Genomic DNA, 18,083 nt, shown 5'->3' with positions numbered 1-18,083 from the left:
ATTCGAACAAAGTCGATGAAAGGAGTTGAAGAAGCAGCGATGCCCCTAGACTTATCCACAAACGAGTAAAGAAATATCAATAACCAAGTGGCTCAATATTTGACGTGAAACTTGGCTCAGTTTGGTTGATGAATCAACAAAATAGGCATCCAGTGTGGGACGGTCCATGCGCACGGTTTCCAGCGACTGCGCGGCAAAGCCGTCGTTCAGCGCTTTGTTTTGCAGGATTTTGTTGACCTCGGTGTTGAGGCGGTCGAGCACTTCTTTGGGCGTGCTAGCCGGGGCCAGCATGGCAAACCAGGTGTTGGCTTCAAAACCAGGGTAGCCCAGCTCGGCCACCGTGGGCACATCGGGCAAGGCGCCGCTGCGCTTGCTGCTGGTCACGGCCATGGGCCGAACCTTGCCCGCTTTGGCCAGTTGCACCACGGGCGGGATGGAGGTGGAGCCCACCGGTACTTGGCCGCTGACCACGGCGTTGGCCGCCGAGGCCGGGGCATGAGGGATGTGCAAGATGTCCACTTTGGTCAAGTTGCGGAACAGCAATTCGGCCCCCAGGTGGGTGGTGGTGCCGTTGCCCGACGAGGCGTAGCTGAGTTTTTCGGTGGGGGCCAAGGCCAGCAATTCCTTGAGGCTGTTGGCTTTGACCGAGGGGTGGACGTAAAGGATGTTGGGTGAGACGGCGGCCATGGCCACACCGGCGAGTTCTTTGCCGACCTCGTAACCGGCCTTGCCGTAGAGCGATGGGTTGACCGAGTAAGCCACGCTGTGCATGAGCAGGGTGTAGCCGTCAGCGGCGGCGCGGGCCACGGCCACGGTGCCAATGTTGCCGCCAGCGCCGGGGCGGTTTTCGATCACCACGGGCTGACCCATGGCCTCGGACAGAGGCTGGCCCAGGGCTCGGGCCACGATGTCGGTGGAGCTGCCGGGCGGAAAGGCCACCACGATCTTGATGGGTTTATCAGGGTAGGCGGCCTGCGCTGCCGTGGCGGCCAAAGCCAGTCCAGCGAGCCAACATTTGAGCGAAGTTCTCACGGTCCATCTCCAGAGCAGGGGATCTGCCTCGAAGGATGCTAGGGGAGAAAGTGCTTGGCCCGTGTCGCGTGTGGGGCTTGCTCGTTCCCTCCGTGCCCAATTGTTTATTTGCGCGCGGGTTTTTTGGATTTTTCGATCGCTTCTTTGCGCACCGCGCGTTCAGCATCGGCTTTCTTGCCTTCTGCCAGCCATTGGGCAAATTGCTCGGGGGTTTCGATGGTCACGCGGCCCAAGGCGCCCGATCGGAAGTCGTGGATCACGAGGTGCGCGGCTTTGGTGGTGTTGACGCGACCGCCGCTTTGCATGGCCCCGCGCACGCGGCCAATGGCTTCGAGCAGGGTTTCGTCGGTGTGGTTGGCCACGTCGGCGATCTTGTAGCGATCGCTCAGGGCCTGCGGGTAGTGCGGGATCAGGTAGTTCAGCAACTCCAGCGCCACTTCTTCTTCGTCAAACGCGTTCACGCCGATCGCGCCGCTGGCGGCCAGGTTGTAGCCGCTTTGCGCCACGATGATGCGCGGCCACAGCACGCCGGGCGTGTCGTACAGGTAGAAGTCATCGGCCAGTGCGATGCGCATTTCCTGCTTGGTCACACCGGCTTCGTCGCCAGTCTTGGCGGCGCGTTTGCCTTTGAGGGTGTTGATCAGCGTGGATTTGCCCACGTTGGGGATGCCGCAAATCAGCACGCGCATGGGCTTGACCATGCCGCCCCGGTTGGGCGCCAGTTGCTGGCAGGCGTCGATCAGCGCTTTGGCCGGCGAGCTGATGCTGGTGTCCAGGCCAATGGCGCGCACGCCGGGCAGGGCGTTGTAGTGGGCCAGCCACTGGGCGGTGCGGGCCGGGTCGGCCAGGTCTTGTTTGCTCAGGATCTTGAGCGCGGGCTTGCCCTTGATCAGCTCGGCCAGCATGGGGTTGGCACTCGAGCCGGGCAGGCGGGCGTCGAGCATTTCGATGACGACGTCAATCTCTTTGATGCGCTCCCCGATCGCCTTGCGCGTGAGGTGCATGTGTCCGGGAAACCATTGAATCGCCATAGAGAGCTGTCGTTGCGCTGTTTTTTGAATGGCTGGATTGTCTCGCACTTCTTCTGGCACGCAGGGTTGCCCCCCTATGGTCGCTATTGAGCTGCGCTGGCAAGTCACCTTCGGACAATGGATGATCCTTGTGATCAATCCATGACCCGCGTTGTTTGCCATGGACAACGAGGGTCTTTGTTGACGACTTGCTGAACTGAGCCGGACAGTCCAATCGGTGCCAATAAACTGCGAGAAATTGTGGTGCAATGCCATGCGCTCATGGCTTGACTTCTGGTCATGGCGGCGACCCTCCTTTTTTTGCATCGGTACCCATGCGCACTGTCATCACTCCACTGCAAGCTTGGCAAGTCATCCTTGGCGGGATTTGCGGACTGGTTTTGTCCATCGGCATGGCACGCTTTGCTTACACGCCCTTGCTGCCAGCGTTGCAGATGCAAACGGGCCTGAGCGATGCCGGTGCAGGGGCACTTGCCGCTGTCAACTACGCGGGCTACATCACGGGGGCACTGGCGGCGGCTTGGATTGACGACGTGCGCTGGCGACACCGGCTCTACAGCATGGGCCTGTGGATGTCTTTGCTCACGGTGGCAGGCATGGCGTTGTCCACCTGGTTGCCGAACTGGGCGCTTTGGCGATTTTTGGGCGGCTTGTGCGGCGCCACCGGCATGTTGCTGGGCGCGGGCTTGGTGCTGGGTTGGCTGATGCGCCAGGGCCGCAGGCCCGAGTTGGGGGTGCATTTCATCGGTTTGGGCTTGGGCATTGTGGTGTCGGCCGTGGGTGTTTGGGCCATCTCGCAGATCTGGTCTTTGTGGTCAGACCAATGGCTGGCCATGGCGGCCGTTGGTCTGGTGTTTTTTGTGCCGGCTTGGCTGTGGCGCCCACCGGTACCGCCCTTGGCCGCACCGGCCCAAGCTTCGGGTGGCGCTTACAAGGTCTCGCGCCGCTGGATGTGGACCATGGCGGGCAGTTATTTTGCGGCTGGTTGGGGCTTTGTGATCAGTGCCACCTTCACCGTGGCCATTGTCGAGCGTGAACCGGCCTTGGCGGGGCAGGGCGCCTTGGCTTGGGCGCTGGTGGGCTTGGCGGCCATGCCGGCCGTGTTTTTGTGGGACAAGGCAGCGCGGCGCTGGGGTGATACGCGGGCATTGTTGCTGGCCTTTGGCTTGCAGACCTTGTCGGTCATCTTGCCGGCGGTGTCGGGTTCACTGGCCGCAGCTTTGGGCGGCGCTTTGGGTTATGGGGCCACCTTCATTGGCATCGTCAGCCTGACGCTGGCCCTGGTGGGGCGCCGTGCGCCGCAAAACCCGGGCAAGGCGATGGCCCGGCTGACCTTGAGTTATGGCGCTGCGCAAGTGATTGCGCCGGTGGTGGCCGGGGCGATGGCGCAAAGCACAGGCAGTTTCAAGAGCGCTTTGTGGCTGACCGCTGCAGTCATGGCGCTCGGTATGGCTTTGCTGGCCACCTTGCCCGATGAGGGGCCAGGCTGAAGCTCAAAGCCCCAAGCTTTGCAGCTGAACCAGTCCCTTGGGGGTCTTCAAGGTGGCGGTGATGTTGGCTGGGCCCGTCTCCATGCCCACATTGGCCAGTCCGATGGCCTCGTAGGCGGCTTGCAGTTTGGGGCCGCTGGGGTGGGTGATGGCGATGCTTTGCAGCGTCACGCCCGAGCGTGGCAGGCTGTTGCGTGGATGCAGTCGCAACGGGTCTGTGGCCTCGGGTTTGCCCCACTGGATCAAGGTGGGCAGGCAGCCATTGAACAATCGCTCGCCGTCTTCGCGGACGGTGATTTGCCAGTTCAGCATGCCTTTGCTGGATTTGCGGCTGGCATGCACGATCTGGCCGCGCTCGATGCCCTGGGTGCGCAAGGCATGCCGGGCGGACTTGATGTCATCGGTGCTGGCCACGAAGGTGATGAGGCGCGGTTCTTCGGCCACCGCTTTTTGCAAGGCTTTGTCGTCCATGTCAAACCAACGGGCCACTGAGCCTTTGGGGGCGGGGGCGTTTGGGTTGATGGCGATGATTTCGAAATAAGCCAGCGGGTGTTTGGGCGAGGCGATTTTGAACAGGCGGTTGTGGGTGCCGTATTTTTCGTGTTCGCCACCGGCTGCTGGGGTGATGCCCAAGGTGGCTTCGCACCAGGCCACGCCCGCTTCAAGGCTCGAGGCCATGACCACGAGGTGGTCGATTTGAGATGTCATGGTTGATTGGTTTCGTTTTCAAGGGGGACGCGTCGCGCGCCATTGAAACGTTTTTGCCAATAAGCGCTGCGCATGTCGTCGACTTTAACCGCCTTGCCTGTGCGAGGAGCATGGATGAACTTCCCATCGCCCACATAAATACCCACATGGCTGAAAGCACGTTTCATGGTGTTGAAGAAAACCAGGTCGCCAGGCTTGAGCTCGCTGCGGTCAATCACTTCGGTGTTGCGCGCTTGTTCTTCGGCGCGGCGTGGCAGCAATTGGCCCACCGAGTTTTCATAGAGGTAGCGTACGAAGCCGCTGCAATCAAAACCCGAAGCCTCTGTGTTGCCGCCTTTGCGGTAGGGCACGCCCAACAAGTCCATGGCCTGGGTGATCAATCCCGTGGCTTGGTCGCCGGCTTTGTCTTTGGCGCTGTTGAGCTGGTTGGTGAATTGAGAAATTAAACCTCTTTCGAGCGCAGGCTTGAGGTTGTCATCGTCCCCTGGCGCCGACAGGGCCAGTGACGAAAAGGTCAACGCAGCAATGAGAAGAGAGAACCAACGCATAACTTACGAGCATAACTGAAGTGCAGCGCATTGGCTTTGCGAACGAATTTAGAGCACGCTTTGGACTGCCTTAGCCCAGTGCCTGCGACAATGCCCCCCATCTTATTGAGGAACTGTATGTTGATCGATGTGGAAGAAAGCCAACTGGTGCTGGTGGATTTGCAGCCCAAGCTGCAGCCGGTGATGGTCGATGCCCAGGGTGTTTGGTCCAATGCGGCCAAACTCGCCGAGTTGGCCGCAGCCCTGGAGGTGCCGGTCTGGGGCACCGAGCAAAACCCTTCGCGTTTGGGTGAAATGCCCCCCGAATTGCGCAGTCACTGCCGCAAAGTCCTGGCGAAGATGCAGTTCAGCGCAGTGGAAGAGGGTTTGGGCGAATGGCTGCAACCAGCCCCGGCCCAAGCGCCTCGCGGCAATGCCCGCAGTTTGCCGCGTCATTTGCAAAAGCCCCAGCCCGAAAGCCAAGAACGCAAAACCATCGTCTTGGCCGGTTGTGAGGCCCACATTTGCCTGATGCAAACAGCCCTTGATTTGCTCGAAGACGAATTCGACGTCTGGGTCGTGACCGATGCCTGCAGCTCGCGCACCGAGCGCAACCGCGATGCCGCCTATGACCGCTTGGCCGGTGCAGGTGCAGAACTGGTGACTGCCGAGATGGTCGCTTTTGAGTGGGTTCGCAGCGCTGAGCATCCGGACTTCAAATTGCTGCAAAGCTTGTTCAAGTGAAGCAGGGCGGCCGGGCCGCTCCTTTCTGGCCGCTCGATTGAGAAAGTCAGCTTGTTGCAAGTCCCTTACCCATAATTATGAATTCAGAAGGAGCGCTGGTTATCGGTGCGCCTGACGGGTTTTTATTGGCAGGTATTCAGGAGTCTTTCATGGGCAGCTTTGCTGACTTTCACGCACGTTCGATCAACGACCGCGACGCATTCTGGGCCGAGCAGGCCAAACTGGTGGACTGGAAAGTCCAGCCGCAGCAAATTTGCGATTACAGCAACCCGCCTTTTGCCAAGTGGTTCGTCGGTGGTCAAACCAACCTGTGCCACAACGCTGTGGACCGTCACTTGGCCGAGCGCGCCGACCAGCCTGCGCTGATCTTCGTTTCGACCGAAACCGATCAGGAAAAGACCTACACCTTCCGCGACCTGCACGCCGAAGTGCAGCGCATGGCTGCCATCTTGAAAGACCTGGGCGTGGTCAAAGGCGACCGCGTGCTGATTTACATGCCCATGATCGCTGAAGCCGCGTTTGCCATGCTGGCTTGTGCCCGTTTGGGTGCGATCCACTCGGTGGTGTTTGGCGGTTTCGCCTCGCATTCACTGGCCACCCGCATCGAAGACGCGTCGCCCAAGGTCATCATCAGTGCCGACGCCGGTTCGCGTGGCGGCAAGGGTGTGCCTTACAAGCCGCTGCTGGACGAAGCCATCCATTTGTCGGCCCACAAGCCTGCCAATGTGATCATGGTGGACCGCAAGTTGGCCGCCTTCACGCCCGTGGCCGGTCGTGATGTGGACTACGCCACCGAGCGTGCCAAGCACATGGACACCGTGGTGCCTTGCGAGTGGGTCGATGCCACGCATTCGAGCTACACCTTGTACACATCCGGCACCACCGGCAAACCCAAAGGTGTGCAGCGCGACACCGGTGGCTACACCGTGGCACTGGCCGCCAGCATGCCGCACATCTTTCAGGGCAAGCCCGGCGGCACCTTTTTCTGCACCAGCGACATCGGCTGGGTGGTGGGCCACAGCTACATCATCTATGGCCCGCTGATCGGCGGCATGGCCACCATCATGTACGAAGGTCTGCCCATCCGTCCCGATGGTGGCATTTGGTGGAGCTTGGTCGAGAAATACAAGGTCAACGTCATGTTCAGCGCGCCCACGGCCATTCGTGTGCTCAAAAAGCAGGACCCTGCGCTGCTCACCAAATACGACCTGTCCAGCTTGCAAGCCTTGTTCTTGGCCGGCGAACCGCTCGACGAACCCACTGCCAAGTGGATTTCTGAAGGCTTGAACGGCAAAGCCATCATCGACAACTACTGGCAGACCGAGACCGGTTGGCCCATCCTGAGCATTTGCAACGGCGTGGAGAAAGCGCCGAGCAAGTTTGGTTCGCCCGGTAAAGCCATTTACGGCTACAACGTCAAACTGGTCGATGACCAGACTGGCGAAGAGCTCACTGGTGCCAACCAAAAGGGCGTGTTGACCATTGAAGGACCGCTGCCCCCCGGCAACTTGCAAACCATCTGGGGCGACGACGAGCGTTTCGTCAAGACCTACTGGAAGACGGTGCCCAACAAATTGGTCTACAGCACCTTTGACTGGGCGGTGCGCGACGAAGACGGTTACTTCTTCATCTTGGGCCGCACCGATGACGTGATCAACGTCGCCGGTCACCGCTTGGGCACTCGCGAGATCGAAGAGAGCATCTCCAGCCACCCGAATGTGGCCGAAGTGGCCGTGGTCGGTGTGGCCGATCAGCTCAAAGGCCAAGTGGCCATGGCTTTTGCCATCGCCAAAGACGCCTCGGGTTTGACCAACGATGCGGCGCGCAAGGCTTTGGAGGCCGAAGTCATGAAAGTGGTGGACTCACAGCTGGGTGCTGTGGCCCGTCCGTCGCGTGTATTCTTTGTGACGGCTTTGCCCAAGACGCGCAGCGGCAAACTGCTTCGCCGTGCGATGCAGGCCGTGGCCGAAGGCCGCGATCCAGGTGATCTGACCACGATGGACGATCCCGCTGCTTTGCAGCAGATTGTCGATCAGATCAAAGCTTGATGGAAAGAGGCCTCGCACTGCGAGGCCTTTTTTTGTTGGGACAGCTTTAAGCTGTAAGTTTGACATCGGCCAAGCCATGGCACAATGCGACGGTTACTCAGGCCCTTCCTTAGCCACAGTCGCATCCGCCAACCGGTCCAGCCGTGTCGCGGAAGGTAAAACTCAACCAACTTATGTTTCCCAGAGGGGAACGGAGGTCAGCGAAAAATGAGCGAGACAAATTCCGTCTACGCTGCCTATTCAGGCAACACCCACCTTTTCGGAGGTAACGGCCCATACGTCGAAGAGATGTATGAGAACTACCTGGCCAATCCAGGCAGCGTGCCCGACTCCTGGCGCGAGTACTTCGACGCACTCCAGCATGTCCCCGCAGTCGATGGCTCCAACGCCAAAGACGTGCCGCACATGCCCGTCATCAACGCCTTTGCTGAGCGCGCCAAAGCAGGCGGCACCAAAGTCGTCATGGCCAGCGAAAACGCTGAAATGGGCCGCAAGCGCACCGCCGCGCAGCAATTGATTGCCGCTTACCGCAACGTCGGTCAGCGCTGGGCTGATCTGGACCCCTTGAAGCGCACCGAGCGCCCCAATATCCCTGACCTCGATCCCGCGTTCTACGGCTTCACCGATGCCGACCAAGAAACCGTGTTCGACACCAGCAACACTTTCTTTGGCAAGAACAACATGTCCTTGCGCGAGCTGCTCAATGCGCTGCGTGAGACCTATTGCGGCACTTTGGGCGCTGAGTACATGTACACCACCGAGCAGGCTGAAAAGCGCTGGTGGCAGCAAAAGCTCGAAAGCATTCGCAGCAAGCCCAACTTTGGCGCTGAAAAGAAAAAGCAAATCCTCGACCGCCTGACCGCAGCCGAAGGCTTGGAACGCTATTTGCACACCAAATACGTGGGCCAAAAGCGCTTCTCGCTCGAAGGTGGCGAAAGCTTCATCGCCGCGATGGACGAACTGATCCAGCAAGCAGGCTCCAAAGGCGTGCAAGAAGTCGTGATCGGCATGGCCCACCGCGGCCGCCTGAACGTCTTGGTTAACACCATGGGCAAACTGCCTGCGGATTTGTTCGCCGAGTTTGACCACACCGCCCCCGAAGACCTGCCCGCCGGTGACGTGAAATACCACCAGGGTTTCAGCTCCGACGTGAACACCGCGGGTGGCCCTGTTCACCTGTCTTTGGCATTCAACCCCTCGCACTTGGAAATTGTGAACCCCGTGGTGGAAGGCTCTGTGCGCGCCCGCATGGACCGCCGCAACGACCCGCTGGGCCAGCAAGTGCTGCCCGTGCTGGTGCACGGTGACTCCGCTTTTGGCGGTCAAGGTGTCAACCAAGAAACATTGGCCCTGGCCCAGACCCGTGGTTACTCCACAGGCGGCACGGTCCACATCATCATCAACAACCAGATTGGTTTCACGACCTCTGACCCGCGCGACATGCGCTCCAGCGTCTTCTGTACCGACATCGTCAAGATGGTCGAAGCGCCGGTTCTACACGTCAACGGTGACGATCCAGAGTCCGTCGTCTTGGCCACCCAGCTGGCCCTCGAGTACCGCATGACGTTCAAGAAGGACGTGGTGCTGGATGTGGTCTGCTTCCGCAAACTGGGTCACAACGAGCAGGACACGCCTGCGCTGACCCAGCCTTTGATGTACAAGAAAATCGCATCTCACCCTGGCACGCGCAAGCTGTTTGCTGACAAGTTGTCCGCACAAGGCTTGGGTGAAACCATCGGTGACGACATGGCCAAGGCTTACCGCGCCGCTCTGGACGCTGGCAAGAACACTTCTGAGCCTGTGCTCTCCAACTTCAAGACCAAGTTCACGGTGGACTGGGCGCCCTTCATGGGCAAGAAGTGGACCGATGCTGGCGACACATCTATCCCATTGGCCGACTGGAAACGTTTGGCCGAGAAGATCACCACCATCCCCGAATCCGTCACCCCGCACCAGCTGGTCAAGAAGGTCTACGACGACCGCGCAGCCATGGGCCGAGGCGAGGCCCCGGTGGATTGGGGCATGGGCGAGCACATGGCTTTCGCCTCCTTGGTGGCCAGCGGTTACCCCGTGCGCTTGTCCGGCGAAGACTGCGGCCGTGGCACCTTCACACACCGCCATGCTGTGATTCACGACCAAAAGCGTGAGAAGTGGGACACCGGCACTTACGTGGCCTTGCAAAATGTCTCCGACAAGCAGGCCCCGTTCGTCGTCATCGACTCGATCTTGTCCGAAGAAGCCGTGCTTGGCTTTGAGTACGGCTATGCCTCCAACGACCCCAACACCCTCGTGGTCTGGGAAGCCCAGTTCGGCGATTTCGCCAACGGCGCTCAAGTCGTGATCGACCAGTTCATCGCCTCGGGCGAAGTCAAGTGGGGCCGTGTCAACGGTCTGACCTTGATGCTGCCGCACGGCTACGAAGGCCAAGGCCCAGAGCACAGCTCGGCCCGCGTCGAACGCTTCATGCAGCTGGCCGCTGACACCAACATGCAGATCGTTCAGCCGACCACGGCCAGCCAGATCTTCCACGTGTTGCGTCGCCAAATGGTGCGTGACCTGAGGAAGCCCCTGGTCATCTTCACGCCCAAGTCGCTCTTGCGCAACAAGGACGCCACATCGCCCGTGTCCGAATTCACCAAGGGCAGTTTCCAGACTGTCATTGGCGAAACCAAGGACATCAAGGCCGACAAGGTCAAGCGTGTGATTGCTTGTTCGGGCAAGGTCTATTACGACTTGGTCAAGCACCGTGAAGCCAAGGGCGCTGACGACGTCGCGATCATCCGAGTCGAGCAGCTCTATCCCTTCCCACACAAGGCCTTCGCGGCCGAGATCAAGAAGTACCCCAACGCCACCGACATCGTGTGGTGCCAGGACGAGCCACAGAACCAGGGTGCCTGGTTCTTCATTCAGCACAACATCCACGAGAACATGCTCGATGGTCAAAAGCTCGGTTATGCCGGTCGCGCAGCGTCCGCGTCACCTGCGGTGGGTTACTCACACCTGCACCAAGACCAGCAAAAAGCACTGATCGAAGCGGCCTTCTCGAAGCTCAAGGGCTTCGTGCTGACCAAGTGATCCACCAGAACAACCTTGCGTTCAACCTTTTAAAGAGAATTCAAAAATGGCTATCGTAGAAGTCAAAGTCCCCCAGCTGTCCGAGTCCGTGGCCGAAGCCACCATGCTGCAGTGGAAAAAGAAAGTCGGCGAAGCCGTCGCTGCTGATGAAATCCTGATCGAAATCGAGACCGACAAGGTCGTGCTCGAAGTGCCCGCACCTGCTGCTGGCGTGATCTCCGAAATCATCGTGGCCGATGGTGGCACCGTGGCTGCTGAGCAGCTGATCGCTCGCATCGACACCGAAGGCAAGGCCGGCGCTGCTGCTGCCCCTGCCGCCGCTGCACCTGCTTCGGCGCCAGCCGCAGCCCCTGTGGCCGCTGCTGCCACCGGTGGCAACATGGCCGGTGTGGCCATGCCGGCTGCGGCCAAGCTGATGGCCGACAACAACCTGGCCGCTGGCTCGGTCTCTGGTTCCGGCAAAGACGGCCGCGTCACCAAAGGTGATGTCTTGTCCGCCGTGGCCGGTGGCGTCAAGTCTACGGCCGCTGTGATCCCCACAGGCGTGCCCACCAAAACCTTGGCCCAAGTGGCAGCACCTGCCGTGAATCTGGGCGATCGCCCAGAGCAGCGCGTGCCCATGACCCGTCTGCGCGCCCGTGTGGCCGAGCGTCTGTTGCAGTCGCAATCGACCAACGCCATCTTGACCACCTTCAATGAAATCAACATGGCCCCGGTCATGGACATGCGCAAGCGCATGCAAGAGCGTTTCGAGAAGGAACATGGCGTCAAGCTGGGCTTCATGAGCTTCTTCGTCAAGGCCGCTGTCCACGCCCTGAAGAAATTCCCGGTGCTCAACGCCTCGGTGGATGGCAACGACATCGTGTACCACGGTTACTTCGACATCGGTATCGCTGTGGGCTCGCCACGCGGTTTGGTGGTGCCTATCCTGCGCAACGCCGACCAAATGAGCTTTGCCGACATCGAAAAGAAGATCGCAGAATTTGGCGTGAAGGCCCGTGACGGCAAGCTGGGCATCGAAGAGATGACCGGCGGCACGTTCTCCATCTCCAACGGCGGCACCTTCGGCTCGATGATGTCCACCCCCATCATCAACCCACCACAATCCGCGATTTTGGGCGTGCACGCCACCAAAGACCGCGCCATGGTGGAAAACGGCCAAGTCGTGGTTCGCCCCATGAACTACTTCGCGATGTCTTACGACCACCGCATCATTGACGGCCGCGAAGCTGTCTTGGGCTTGGTGGCGATGAAGGAAGCGCTGGAAGATCCAGCCCGCTTGCTGTTCGACATCTGATTTCCCAGTTTTGAATGCCCCCTTCACCGGGGGCGTTTTTCATCTAGAAGACAAATACCATGAGCAAACAATTCGACGTCGTCGTCATCGGCGGTGGCCCCGGTGGCTACATCGCAGCCATCCGCGCTGCACAACTCGGTTTCCAAGTCGCTTGCATCGACGAATGGAAAAACGCAGCCGGTGGCCCAGCCCCTGGCGGCACTTGCACCAACGTGGGATGCATCCCCTCCAAGGCTTTGCTGCAGTCCAGCGAACACTTTGAGCATGCCAACCACCACTTTGCAGAACATGGCATCACAGCCAAAGACGTGAAGATGGACGTGGCCAAGATGATTGCCCGCAAGGACAACGTTGTGAAGCAAAACAACGATGGCATCTTGTACCTGTTCAAGAAAAACAAGGTCACTTTCTTCCACGGTCGCGGCAGCTTTGCTGGCCAAGCCGAAGGCGGCTACACCATCCACGTGGCTGGCAAAACCGAAGAGGCCATCACGGCCAAGCAAGTCATCATCGCCACAGGCTCTAACGCCCGTGCTTTGCCTGGCACACCGTTTGACGAAGTCAATGTGTTGTCCAACGACGGCGCATTGCGCGTAGGCGCTGTGCCCAAGAAGCTGGCCTTGATCGGCTCAGGCGTGATCGGTTTGGAGATGGGTTCTGTGTGGCGACGTCTGGGCGCTGACGTGACCATCCTCGAAGGCCTGCCCACATTCCTCGGCGCTGTGGACGAACAAATCGCCAAAGAAGCCAAGAAGGCTTTTGACAAGCAAGGCCTCAAGATCGAACTCGGCGTGAAAGTTGGCGAGATTGTCAACGGCAAGAAGGGCGTCACCGTCAACTACACCAACGCCAAAGGCGAAGCCATTGTGCTCGACGCTGACAAGCTGATCGTGTCGATTGGCCGCGTGCCCAACACCATCGGCCTGAACGCCGAAGCCATCGGCTTGCAACTCGACGAGCGCGGCGCCATTGTGGTGGACGGCGACTGCAAAACCAACCTGCCCGGCGTGTGGGCGGTGGGTGACGTGGTGCGTGGCCCCATGCTCGCGCACAAAGCCGAAGAAGAGGGCGTTGCCGTGGCCGAGCGTATCGCCGGCCAACATGGTCACGTCAACTTCAACACCATCCCTTGGGTCATCTACACCAGCCCCGAAATCGCTTGGGTGGGCCGCACAGAGCAGCAGCTCAAGGCCGACGGCGTGGCGTACAAAGCTGGCACATTCCCGTTCCTCGCGAACGGCCGTGCGCGCGCTTTGGGCGACACCACCGGCATGGTGAAGTTCTTGGCCGATGCCACGACCGACGAAATCTTGGGTGTGCACATGGTGGGCCCACAGGTGTCCGAGTTGATCTCTGAAGCCGTGGTGGCCATGGAATTCCGCGCCAGCGCCGAAGACATCGCCCGCATTTGCCACGCTCACCCCAGCCTGAGCGAAGCGACCAAGGAAGCCGCTTTGGCGGTGGACAAGCGCACCCTGAACTTCTAAGCCCATGACCTGCTGCCGACTGCGGTCGGCAGCGAGTTGGGTTAAAGTTCTTGCATCCCAAAAACCCGGGCTGGCCCCGGGTTTCGTTTTTGACGTCGAAGATCGATTCACCCATGTCTGTTCGTGCTGTTTACGAAGAAGAACTCCGCAAACGCGGCTTTCAGAGCGACCCGGCCCAGTTGCGTGCCATCGATGCGCTGGAGCAATGCGCCAACGACTGGGCAGCCTACCGCGCCAAGCGTTCCAATGCCCTGAAAAAGCTGATCAACCGGCCTGAAATCCCCAAAGGGGTTTACATGTTTGGCGGGGTGGGGCGCGGCAAGAGTTTCTTGATGGATTGCTTTTACGAAGCGGTGCCCATCCAGCGCAAAACCCGTTTGCACTTTCACGAGTTCATGCGCGAAGTGCACCGTGAAATGACGGCCATGCAAGGCACCGTGAACCCCTTGGATGTGCTCGGCAAAAAGATGGCCAAGCGTTACCGCTTGATTTGCTTTGACGAATTCCATGTGGCGGACATCACCGATGCGATGATCTTGCACCGGCTCTTGGTGGCCCTGTTTGACAACGGCGTGGGTTTTGTGACCACGTCCAACTTCATGCCCGATGGCTTGTATCCCAACGGTTTGCACCGTGATCGCATCTTGCCCGCGATTGCCTTGCTCAACCAACGCATGAACGTGCTCAACGTGGACAACGGCACCGACTACCGCCGCCGCACACTGGAGATGGTCAAGCTTTACCACTGCCCGTTGGGCGAGCAGGCCGACGTTGAAATGCAGGACGCCTTCAACCGCCTGGCCACAGGGCCCGACGAAGACCCGGTGCTGCACATCGAATCGCGCAAGATCCAGTCACGCCGTCGCTCGGGTGATGTGGTTTGGTTTGATTTCATGGCCATCTGTGGTGGACCACGTTCGCAAAACGATTACCTGGAGATCGCCACGCAGTTTCACACGGTGCTGCTGAGCAATGTGCCGCAGCTGCCCGTGAGCATGGCCTCCGAGGCACGGCGCTTCACCTGGCTGATCGATGTGCTCTATGACCGCCGCGTCAAATTGATCCTTTCAGCTGCCGTCGAACCCGAAGCGCTTTACCTGCAAGGCCCCATGTCGCACGAGTTCCCGCGCACGATTTCGCGTTTGCACGAGATGCAGTCCAGCGAGTTTTTGGCGCTGGAGCACCGCACTGTCGATACGCACATCACATGAAAAAGCCGATGGCTCTGCTCTTGTGCTGGGCAGCTTGCGCCGGCGCTCAAACCCCGGACGACGTGCCGGCCAAGATCGACCAGGCACGCGCTGAATTGGCTTCGCAAAAGCAAATCATCTTGGACGCTTTTGAAGAGCGCACGCGCGAGTGCTGGCAAAAGTTCATGGTGAACAACTGCATCATCGCGGCCCGGCGGATTCGCCGTGCCGACATCGAGCCGATCCGTCAGGCAGAACTGGCCCTCAATGCGCAAGAGCGCCAGTGGCGCACCGAACAGCGCGATGAGCGTTTGAAAAACAAACAAGTCGAAGGTGCTGAGAAGCCATGATGCTTGACTCTTCCCGTGACTTGCACTCCCCCCAACGCCAGTTGATCGAGTGGCAAATGGAACACGCGGACCTGGACGCCTTGATCGATCAAGCCGCACTGGCGGCGCAGCCGCTGGACGAATTGCGCTTGCGCCGTTTGAAAAAGCGCCGCTTGGCTTTGCGCGATCAGATCGCTCAACTGCAGGTCATGTTGGACCCCAAGGAGCCTGCTTGAGTTGGCTCACGCAAAAGGTGGCGCAGACCTTGTCCTCGCAGGGCGCCTTGGCGCTGGCGATTCCTGGTTTTCAACCGCGTGAGGGGCAGACCGACATGGCTTTGGCGGTGAGCGACACTGTGCAAGAGGGTGGTCAGCTGGTGGTCGAGGCGGGTACGGGTGTGGGCAAAACCTTTGCGTATTTGGTGCCGGTGCTGCTCAGTGGCCAACGCGCTTTGATCTCGACCGCCACCAAGGCCTTGCAAGACCAACTGTTTTCGCGAGACATTCCCAGGCTGGTGGATGTGTTGGGTTTGCCCATACGCGTGGCCTTGCTCAAGGGCCGGTCGAATTACCTGTGCTTGCACCGCATGGAGCAGGCGCGCCACAGCCCCGAATCGGCGCAGCCCGGTGCTCAGCGGGCCTTGGCCAAGATCGAAACCTGGGCCCAATCGACCCGCACCGGCGACATGGCCGAGCTGCCGGGCCTGGACGAGCGTTCAACTCTGTGGCCCTTGGTGACGTCCACCCGCGACAACTGCCTGGGCTCGAGCTGCCCGCGCTACAAAGCGTGCCACGTGAACTTGGCCCGCAAAGAGGCCATGGCGGCCGATGTGGTGGTGATCAACCACCATTTGTTCTTTGCCGATGTCGCCGTGCGCGAATCGGGCGTGGCCGAATTGTTGCCCACGGTGCGTGTCACCGTTTTCGATGAAGCCCATCAGCTCAACGAGATCGGTGTGAACTTCTTGGGCCAGCAACTGTCCACCGTGCAGTTGCTGGAATTGGCTCGCGATGTGCTGGCCACCGGTTTGCAATTGGCCCGGGGTTTGGTGGACTGGCAGGTGCTCAGCAGCCAGCTCGAAAAGGCCTCGCGCGATCTGCGCTTGGCCGCTGGCATGCACCGGGGCTCGGTCCGCCTGCGCTGGACCGACAGCTTGCCCGAAGGGGTGGACCCCGATGAATGGTCGCAGGCCATGCGGATGCTGACGCAGGCGCTGGATGCGCTGCGCGATGGTCTCGACATGGTCAGTGAATTGGCCCCCGATTTTCAGCGCTTGGGTGACCGCACGCGCGAATTGCTGCAGCGAGCAGCCCAGTTTCAGGACCTGCCCAACCCGGAAGGGGTGCGCTGGCTTGAAGTCAGCGCCCAGCTGCGCTTGGTGGAGTCGCCGCTGGACATTGCGCAGGCTTTTTTGAAATTGACACAAATGCCTACCGTTTCCTTGCCGGATGCAATCGATCGGGATGGTGGCTTTGAACCCTTGGGCGCTGGCGATGCGGCTGAGGCCTCAGGCTCTGAGGCCGGTGAAGGCGTGGGGCAAAAAGCCTGGATCTTCACGTCGGCCACTTTGGGTGATGAGGCCAGTTTGCGTTGGTTCACCGAGCCTTGTGGCCTGACCACTGCCCGCGTGATGCAGGTGAGCAGTCCATTTGATTACGAAGCCCAGGCCGCGCTGTATGTGCCTGAGCATTTCCCCAAACCCAACGACCCTTCGCATGTGCGCCATGTGGCGCAGTTGGCCGTCGAAGCCGTGCGCAGCTTGGGGGGCAGAACCTTGGTCTTGACCACGACCTTGAATGCCATGCGCAGCATTGGGGAGTATCTGCAAACCCAGATGGATGCTTTTGCGCAAGTTGAAGTGTTGGTGCAGGGGCAAAGCCCCAAGCGCTTGCTCATGGAGCGCTTCAGGGAAGGTGCCAGCGAAGGGCGTGCAGGCTGCGTGCTGGTGGCTTCGGCCTCGTTTTGGGAAGGCTTTGACGTGCCGGGTGAGGCATTGCAACTGGTCGTGATCGACAAGCTGCCGTTTCCGCCACCGGGCGATCCCTTGTTTGAGGCGCGCAGCCAGCGCATCACCCGAGAAGGCGGCAGTGCTTTTGCCGATCACGCCTTGCCAGAAGCGGCGGTGACCTTGAAGCAAGGGGCGGGGCGCTTGATTCGATCGGAATCAGACCATGGAATTTTGGTGGTGTGTGACAGCCGCCTGAGCAGCATGTCCTACGGACGCCGTTTGGTCAGGGGCTTGCCGCCCATGCGTCGATTGAACGATCACCAGGCGTTCATGGACGCCGTGGTCGATCTCACCAAAAGCGCCACCAGCTTTTCGAATTCTTGAGGCTTTCGCCTTTCAAGAATTTCGATTGGGGGTAATTGGTCGCCAACACGCGTTGCGCATCTTGGCGCAGGTCCGTCATGCCCATGGCGTCGTAAGAGCTGATGAGGATGGACAGCGCTTCTTCGTTGGCAGGCACGCCAGGGTAATCGGAGATTGCTTGCTGGGCGCGGTTGATGGCTGCTACATGCGCGCCGCGGCTGGCGTAGTAACGGGCCACATGCACTTCGTAGGAAGCCAGCGAGTTGACGATGTAGGTCATGCGCTGGCGAGCTTCGGGGGTGTACTTGGATTCCGGAAAGCGGATCGTCAGTTCTCGAAAGGCTTCGTAGGCGTCCTTGGCCGCTTTTTGATCGCGCTCGGACAAATCCTGATCGATGATCGACGAGAACAGGCCGAGGTTTTCATTGAAGTTGACCAAGCCCTTGAGGTAGATCGCATAGTCGACCGCAGGGCTGGAAGGGTGCAAGCGGATGAAGCGGTCCAAGGTGGCTACGGCCTGAACCTTGTCGCCGGTTTTGTACTGGGCATAGGCCTTGTCTATTTGGGCTTGCTGCGCCAGCACGGTGCCGGCGGCGCGGCCTTCGAGCTTGTCGAACATGCCGATGGCTTTGTCCCAAGCGCCCGAGTCGGCGCTTTCGCGCGCTTCGGCATAAATTTTTTCGGGGCTCCAGCCTGCGGTGACGTCTTTGGGGGTGTTGGAGCAGCCAGCCACGATCAGGCCCGTTGCCAACACCAAGCTGGCGGGAACCATCGATAATCGGTTGCTTTGCATCTCTGACGTCCTTGAACTGTT

The 18,083-nt window shown here is 59.9% G+C and carries 15 protein-coding genes; 10 read left to right on the top strand and 5 right to left on the bottom strand.

What is annotated here, in order from left to right; translation table 11 throughout:
- Positions 1–51 precede the first annotated feature (51 nt).
- Together QLQ16_RS07240 and ylqF are read right to left on the bottom strand one after the other, a co-directional pair.
- Positions 52–1,032 carry a tripartite tricarboxylate transporter substrate binding protein gene (locus QLQ16_RS07240; protein ID WP_283224024.1) on the bottom strand — a complete coding sequence of 327 codons (981 nt, stop codon included), beginning with the start codon at positions 1,030–1,032 and terminating at the stop codon, positions 52–54.
- Positions 1,033–1,136: 104 nt separating this feature from the next.
- On the bottom strand, positions 1,137–2,063 hold the full coding sequence (gene ylqF, locus QLQ16_RS07235) for a ribosome biogenesis GTPase YlqF (RefSeq protein WP_283224023.1): 927 nt from the start codon (positions 2,061–2,063) through the stop codon (positions 1,137–1,139).
- Between the two features lie 314 nt (positions 2,064–2,377).
- Here ylqF and QLQ16_RS07230 point away from each other — a divergent pair, with 314 nt between their 5' ends.
- Complete coding sequence (locus QLQ16_RS07230) at positions 2,378–3,553, top strand: YbfB/YjiJ family MFS transporter (protein ID WP_283224022.1); 1,176 nt, start codon at positions 2,378–2,380, stop codon at positions 3,551–3,553.
- 3 nt (positions 3,554–3,556) lie between these two features.
- Here QLQ16_RS07230 and QLQ16_RS07225 read toward each other — a convergent pair whose 3' ends face one another.
- Together QLQ16_RS07225 and QLQ16_RS07220 are read right to left on the bottom strand one after the other, a co-directional pair.
- Complete coding sequence (locus QLQ16_RS07225) at positions 3,557–4,261, bottom strand: VOC family protein (protein ID WP_283224021.1); 705 nt, start codon at positions 4,259–4,261, stop codon at positions 3,557–3,559.
- A complete protein-coding gene (locus QLQ16_RS07220) occupies positions 4,258–4,809 on the bottom strand; it encodes a C40 family peptidase (RefSeq protein WP_283224020.1) in 552 nt (183 codons plus the stop codon). Before QLQ16_RS07220 ends, QLQ16_RS07225 begins: the two co-directional genes overlap by 4 nt.
- A gap of 117 nt (positions 4,810–4,926) precedes the next feature.
- Here QLQ16_RS07220 and QLQ16_RS07215 point away from each other — a divergent pair, with 117 nt between their 5' ends.
- The 9 genes from QLQ16_RS07215 (at position 4,927) to yoaA (ending at position 17,290) form a co-directional block, all read left to right on the top strand.
- Positions 4,927–5,532, top strand: a complete 606-nt coding sequence (locus QLQ16_RS07215) for an isochorismatase family protein (RefSeq protein ID WP_283224019.1) — start codon at positions 4,927–4,929, stop codon at positions 5,530–5,532.
- Positions 5,533–5,681: 149 nt separating this feature from the next.
- Positions 5,682–7,580 carry a propionate--CoA ligase gene (locus QLQ16_RS07210; protein ID WP_283224018.1) on the top strand — a complete coding sequence of 633 codons (1,899 nt, stop codon included), beginning with the start codon at positions 5,682–5,684 and terminating at the stop codon, positions 7,578–7,580.
- A 207-nt stretch (positions 7,581–7,787) separates the two neighbouring features.
- Positions 7,788–10,655 carry a 2-oxoglutarate dehydrogenase E1 component gene (locus tag QLQ16_RS07205; RefSeq protein ID WP_283224017.1) on the top strand — a complete coding sequence of 956 codons (2,868 nt, stop codon included), beginning with the start codon at positions 7,788–7,790 and terminating at the stop codon, positions 10,653–10,655.
- A 46-nt stretch (positions 10,656–10,701) separates the two neighbouring features.
- On the top strand, positions 10,702–11,952 hold the full coding sequence (gene odhB, locus QLQ16_RS07200; protein ID WP_283224016.1) for a 2-oxoglutarate dehydrogenase complex dihydrolipoyllysine-residue succinyltransferase: 1,251 nt from the start codon (positions 10,702–10,704) through the stop codon (positions 11,950–11,952).
- 59 nt (positions 11,953–12,011) lie between these two features.
- Positions 12,012–13,439, top strand: a complete 1,428-nt coding sequence (gene lpdA, locus QLQ16_RS07195) for a dihydrolipoyl dehydrogenase (protein ID WP_283224015.1) — start codon at positions 12,012–12,014, stop codon at positions 13,437–13,439.
- 113 nt (positions 13,440–13,552) lie between these two features.
- A complete protein-coding gene (gene zapE, locus QLQ16_RS07190) occupies positions 13,553–14,650 on the top strand; it encodes a cell division protein ZapE (RefSeq protein WP_283224014.1) in 1,098 nt (365 codons plus the stop codon).
- Positions 14,647–14,979: a hypothetical protein gene (locus QLQ16_RS07185; protein WP_283224013.1), complete on the top strand. Its 333-nt coding sequence runs from the start codon at positions 14,647–14,649 to the stop codon at positions 14,977–14,979. The genes zapE and QLQ16_RS07185 overlap by 4 nt, the downstream gene beginning before the upstream one ends.
- Complete coding sequence (locus QLQ16_RS07180) at positions 14,979–15,194, top strand: DUF465 domain-containing protein (RefSeq protein WP_283224012.1); 216 nt, start codon at positions 14,979–14,981, stop codon at positions 15,192–15,194. Before QLQ16_RS07185 ends, QLQ16_RS07180 begins: the two co-directional genes overlap by 1 nt.
- Positions 15,191–17,290, top strand: a complete 2,100-nt coding sequence (gene yoaA, locus QLQ16_RS07175; RefSeq protein ID WP_488801401.1) for a DNA repair helicase YoaA — start codon at positions 15,191–15,193, stop codon at positions 17,288–17,290. The genes QLQ16_RS07180 and yoaA overlap by 4 nt, the downstream gene beginning before the upstream one ends.
- Here yoaA and QLQ16_RS07170 read toward each other — a convergent pair.
- Entirely contained in the window at positions 17,256–18,062 is an 807-nt protein-coding gene (locus QLQ16_RS07170) for an outer membrane protein assembly factor BamD (protein WP_283224011.1), read from the bottom strand. The two genes, yoaA and QLQ16_RS07170, sit on opposite strands and share 35 nt — an antisense overlap.
- Positions 18,063–18,083 lie beyond the last annotated feature (21 nt).

Source organism: Limnohabitans lacus (assembly GCF_030053395.1).
Lineage (GTDB): Bacteria > Pseudomonadota > Gammaproteobacteria > Burkholderiales > Burkholderiaceae_C > Limnohabitans_A > Limnohabitans_A lacus.
The sequence above is the reverse complement of the archived record's forward strand: the minus strand, read 5'-3'. Positions and strand labels throughout refer to the sequence as shown.